This is a genomic window from Aestuariivirga sp., from assembly GCF_044239095.1.
Taxonomy (GTDB): domain Bacteria; phylum Pseudomonadota; class Alphaproteobacteria; order Rhizobiales; family Aestuariivirgaceae; genus Aestuariivirga.
Window position 1 is genome coordinate 1 of the sequence record NZ_JBIICB010000302.1, and the last position, 4954, is coordinate 4954.

General features: G+C 62.4%; 5 protein-coding genes and 1 pseudogene. 4 read left to right on the plus strand and 2 right to left on the minus strand.

Annotated features, from left to right (window positions below; all coding sequences use genetic code 11):
- From ACILRA_RS19735 to ACILRA_RS19750, 4 genes are all read left to right on the plus strand, one after another.
- Positions 1 to 1228 (plus strand): AarF/UbiB family protein (locus ACILRA_RS19735; RefSeq protein WP_395663766.1); only part of this gene is annotated, 1228 nt, incomplete at its 5' end.
- 43 nt (positions 1229 to 1271) lie between these two features.
- Positions 1272 to 2495, plus strand: a complete 1224-nt coding sequence (gene coaBC, locus ACILRA_RS19740; RefSeq protein WP_395663767.1) for a bifunctional phosphopantothenoylcysteine decarboxylase/phosphopantothenate--cysteine ligase CoaBC — start codon at positions 1272 to 1274, stop codon at positions 2493 to 2495.
- The gene (gene dut, locus ACILRA_RS19745) at positions 2492 to 2932 is read left to right on the plus strand and encodes a dUTP diphosphatase (protein WP_395663768.1); all 441 of its coding nucleotides are present in this window, start codon (positions 2492 to 2494) and stop codon (positions 2930 to 2932) included. Before coaBC ends, dut begins: the two co-directional genes overlap by 4 nt.
- Positions 2932 to 3750, plus strand: a complete 819-nt coding sequence (locus ACILRA_RS19750) for a HesA/MoeB/ThiF family protein (protein WP_395663769.1) — start codon at positions 2932 to 2934, stop codon at positions 3748 to 3750. The genes dut and ACILRA_RS19750 overlap by 1 nt, the downstream gene beginning before the upstream one ends.
- A gap of 41 nt (positions 3751 to 3791) precedes the next feature.
- On the opposite strand, the gene fabI is transcribed toward ACILRA_RS19750, so the two are convergent.
- Positions 3792 to 4613, minus strand: coding sequence for an enoyl-ACP reductase FabI (fabI, locus tag ACILRA_RS19755; RefSeq protein ID WP_395663770.1), 822 nt, complete (start codon positions 4611 to 4613; stop codon positions 3792 to 3794).
- 3 nt (positions 4614 to 4616) lie between these two features.
- Positions 4617 to 4954: pseudogene (locus tag ACILRA_RS19760) on the minus strand (beta-ketoacyl-ACP synthase I); the annotation flags it as partial.

Genomic DNA, 4954 nt, shown 5'->3' on the forward strand with positions numbered 1-4954 from the left:
CGAGAACCTCGGCGCGGATGTGAACCAGCTCTTCGCAGAATTCGGCCCACCTGTCGCAGCAGCGTCGATCGCGCAGGTGCACAAGGCGCGGAGTGCTGACGGCCGCGAGCTTGCCGTCAAGGTGCTCAGGCCCGGCGTGGGCAAACGCTTCGCAGCCGATACGGCAAGCTATTACTTCGCCGCGCGCCTGATCGAGCGTTTCAGCACGGAGGGACGGCGCCTGAGGCCCGTGGCCGCCGTGCGCATGCTAGAGCAGTCCATGAAGCAGGAACTCGACCTGCGCATGGAAGCCGCGGCACTTTCCGAGATGGCGGAGAACACCAGGGAAGATCCCGGCTTCCGCGTGCCCAAGATCGATTGGGAACGCACCGGGCGTGATGTGCTGACCACCGAGTGGATCGATGGCACCCCGATCTCCGACATCGAGAGCTTGCGCGCCCAAGGGTTCGACCTGGTGAAGCTTGGCGACTCGGTTATCCAGAACTTCCTGCGACATGCGATCCGCGATGGATTCTTCCATGCGGACATGCACCAGGGGAACCTGTTCATCGACCGTTCTGGCAACCTCGTCGCCGTGGATTTCGGCATCGTGGGAAGGTTGGGCGAGAAGGAAAGCATGTTCCTCGCCGAGATCCTCTATGGTTTCATCACCCGAAACTACCTGCGTGTGAGCGAGGTTCACTTCGAGGCGGGTTACGTGCCGCGCGAGCATGATCCTGCCGTCTTCGCACAGGCCATCCGGGCCATCGGTGAACCGATCATGGACCGCCCCGCGAACCAGATCTCCATGGCGCGCCTGCTGACGCAACTTTTCGAGGTGACCTCCCAGTTCGACATGCAGACCCAGCCGCAGCTCCTGTTGCTGCAAAAGACCATGGTTGTCGTGGAAGGCGTGGCCCGCACGCTGAATCCCGGCCTCAACATGTGGGTCACGGCGGAGCCGGTGGTCAGAGGCTGGATCGAGCGAAAGCTGGGCCCGGCGGGCCGCCTCGAGGAGACCGCAGGTTCCCTCGGCCGCATGTTGACCGGGTTGCCCTCGATGCTCGAGGATGCAAAACGCGCCACGACGATGCTGTCAGACATGGCAGCATCCGGCGGCCTGCGGCTCGACCGCCAGACAGCCGAGCAGCTGGCCGGGGCCCAGGACCGGCATGCCTGGTGGACTCGGTTCTGGCTGGCCCTGGGCGCCATTTCGCTGACCGTGATCGCTGCTAGGCTCCTCAGCTGACGGCTGCTTGGCAGCACGGGCTGATTGCTGGCATAATGCCCAGATGACATCCCTCGCCGGCAAGACTGTCCTTCTCATCATCGGCGGCGGCATTGCCGCCTACAAGGCGCATGAACTCGTCCGCCTCCTGAAGACCCGCGGTGCCCGTGTCCGGATCATCCTCACGCGAGCCGCTGAGGAATTCGTGACACCGCTGTCGCTCTCCGGCCTGTCGGGCGAGAAAGTGTACACGGCTTTGTTCAGCCTGACCGACGAGGTGGAGATGGGCCACATCCAGCTCTCGCGCGCAGCGGATCTCCTGGTCGTGGCCCCCGCCACGGCGGACCTGATGGCAAAGATGGCGAACGGCCATGCGGATGACCTCGCCTCCACGGCCCTTCTCGCCACCGACAAGCGCATTCTGGCCGCACCGGCCATGAATGTCCGCATGTGGCGCCACCCTGCGACCCAGCGCAACGTCGAGACGCTCAGGCGAGACGGCGTGGTCCTTGTCGGCCCAGCCGACGGCGAGATGGCATGCGGGGAGTTCGGCCCGGGGCGGATGGCAGAGCCCGTCGAAATCCTGAACCACATTATCGCAATGCTGGAGCCCAGGCCGCAGCCGCTTGCAGGCCGGAAGGTGGTGATTACCGCGGGCCCGACCAGGGAGCCAATCGACCCCGTTCGCTTCATCTCAAACCATTCCTCGGGCAAGCAAGGCTACGCAATCGCACGGGCGGCCGTAGAGCTTGGCGCAGAAACCGTGTTGATCTCCGGACCCGTCTCGCTTGCGATTCCGCCTGGAGTCCAGATGATGCCGGTCGAAACTGCCCAGGAGATGCTCGCAGCCTGCGAAGGCGAAATGCCGGCTGACATCGCCATTTTCACCGCCGCGGTCGCGGACTGGCGCGTCGCGGACGTGGCGACCGACAAGCTCAAGAAGTCGGCCAGCAAGCCGCCGGCCCTCTCTCTCGCGGAAAACCCCGACATCCTCGCCACCATTGCGCGGGGGTCTCCCAGACCTGAGATCGTGGTGGGATTTGCCGCCGAGACTGAACGCGTGACCGAGAATGCCATGGAAAAGCTCCGGAGAAAGGGCTGTGACCTGATCCTCGCAAATGACGTCAGCACAGGTTCCGGCGTCTTCGGCGGTGACCGCAACAAGGTTCACCTCATATCCGCTTCGGGAACCGAGAGCTGGCCGGAGATGGACAAGAACGAGGTTGGGCGACGGCTGATGGAACGGCTGGCACACATGCTGGCACCTCACCAAGGGGCGGTGGAATGATCGAGGTTGCGATCATGCGGCTCGCAAACGGCCAGGACCTGCCGCTGCCGGCATATGAAACGGCAGGCGCAGCCGGCATGGACCTGCGTGCAGCCGAGGCCATAGTTCTCAAACCCGGTGCGCGGTGCCTCTTGCCGACAGGGATCGCCATCGCCTTGCCGCAGGGCTTCGAAGCCCAGGTGCGGCCGCGTTCGGGGCTGGCGGTCAAGCATGGGGTGACCGTGCTCAATGCTCCTGGTACCATCGATTGCGACTACCGTGGCGAAGTGAAAGTGCCACTCATCAATCTCGGGCAGGAAGATTTTCAGATCCTGCGCGGCGAAAGGATCGCGCAAATGGTGATCGCACCCGTTACCCGTATTGCATGGGCTGAGGCTTCCTCGCTCGCGGAAACCGCGCGCGGAGCCGGTGGCTTTGGTTCCTCCGGCAGCCACTGATGGCGCTTTCTTCCGACGAGATCGAGCGCTACGCGCGGCATCTGGTGCTGCATGAGGTCGGCGGGCCAGGGCAGAACAAGCTGAAGGGTGCAAAGGTTCTGGTAGTTGGCGCCGGCGGTCTCGGCGCTCCGTTGCTCTACTACCTCGCAGCGGCCGGTATCGGAACGATCGGCATCATCGATCACGACACGGTCGGTCTTTCCAACCTGCAACGGCAGATCATTCACACCACGGCGCGTGTCGGTCTCCCCAAGACCGCGAGTGCTCGCGAGTCCATGCAGGGCCTCAACCCGCATGTGAAGGTGATCGAACATCCGACTCGCATCTCGGCGGACAATGCCCTCGGCATCATATCGGACTATGACGTCGTGGCCGACGGCTGCGACAATTTCCCGACGCGCTATCTCGTTAGCGATGCCTGCTACTTCGCGAGAAAGACCTTGGTCAGCGCCGCCGTCGGGCAATTCGACGGTCAGATCTCCACATTCAAACCTCATGAGACATCGCCCGACGGCTCACCGTGGCCGACCTATCGCTGCCTGATGGGAGACCTTCCGCCGCGCGGCCTGTTTCCAGCCTGCGAGGAGGCCGGAATACTTGGTGCCCTACCCGGAATTCTCGGCGCCATGCAGGCCATGGAGGTCATCAAGGAGATCCTTGGGATCGGCGATAGCCTTACCGGGCGGCTCGTCATGTATGATGCGCTGGCAAGCCGCTTCTATGAAACGAAGCTGCCGTGGAACCCGGACAATCCACTGACCGGTCACGACGCATCCATCCTCTCACTCGACCAATCGAACTATCGCGACCGTTCGTGAAATGCTCCCCGTCTTGGAAGCGATTTCAGCCATTTCACAGGTCAGTTGGCCTTGGTATCGCTCATACCGTTCCTGAGATCTTCGGGCCGCGGCATCGAGATGATGTTGTACCCTGAGTCCACATAATGGATCTCACCGGTAACACCGCCTGAAAGTGGCGACAGGAGGTAGAGACCCGCCCCGCCGACTTCCTCGAGCGTGATTGTGCGGCGAAGCGGGGCATGATCCTGCTGGAAGCTGAACATGGCGCGAGCATCTCCGATCCCGGCACCTGCGAGTGTCCGCATCGGTCCAGCCGAGATGGCGTTGACCCGGATTCCCTGCGGCCCGTAGTCCGCCGCCAGGTATCGCACCGAGGACTCCAGCGCAGCCTTGGCCACGCCCATCACATTGTAGTTCGGCATGACACGCACCGAACCGCCATAGGTGAGAGTGACGAGCGAACCGCCATTGGGCATCAGCGCCGCAGCACGCTTGGCAATCTCCGTAAACGAGAAGCACGAGATGACCATCGTGCGGGTGAAGTTCTCCCGCGTTGTGTCCGCGTACTTGCCTTTCAGTTCGTTCTTGTCGGAGAAAGCAATGGCGTGGACCACGAAGTCGATCGTGCCCCACCTTGCCTTCAAATCCTCGAACACGTTGTCGACCGTGGCGATATCCTCGACATCGCAGGGAAGGAGAATCTCCGAGCCGACTGAATCCGCAAGCGGCCTCACGCGGCGCCCGAAAGCCTCACCCTGGTAGGTAAAGGCGAGCTCCGCGCCATGCTTGTGCAGTTGCTGGGCAATCCCCCAGGCTATCGAGTGGTCATTCGCCACGCCCATGATGAGCCCGCGGCGGCCTGCCATAAGTAAATTGGTCATTGATCAGCCGTTGTAACGCTGGAAGACGAGGGTTGCATTGGTGCCGCCAAAGCCGAAGCTGTTCGACATCACGGTATTTATACGCGCGTTGTCGATGCGCTTGCGCACGATCGGAACATCGGCGAATTCGGGATCGAGTTCCTCAATGTTGGCGCTCTCACAGATGAAGTCGTTCTTCATCATGAGGATCGCGTAGATCGCCTCCTGAACGCCTACAGCGCCGAGCGAATGCCCGGTCAAGGACTTCGTGCCGGAGATTGGCGGAATCCTGTCGCCGAAGACGGTGCGAATGGCTTCGATCTCCTTCTTGTCGCCGATGGGGGTCGAGGTCGCATGCGGAT

Excerpts from the sequence above, each read along its gene's own strand:
- coaBC (WP_395663767.1), top strand. The coding sequence starts at position 1,272 with ATGACATCCCTCGCCGGCAAGACTGTCCTTCTCATCATCGGCGGCGGC.
- dut (WP_395663768.1), top strand. The coding sequence starts at position 2,492 with ATGATCGAGGTTGCGATCATGCGGCTCGCAAACGGCCAGGACCTGCCG.
- ACILRA_RS19750 (WP_395663769.1), top strand. The coding sequence starts at position 2,932 with ATGGCGCTTTCTTCCGACGAGATCGAGCGCTACGCGCGGCATCTGGTG.
- fabI (WP_395663770.1), bottom strand. The coding sequence starts at position 4,613 with ATGACCAATTTACTTATGGCAGGCCGCCGCGGGCTCATCATGGGCGTG.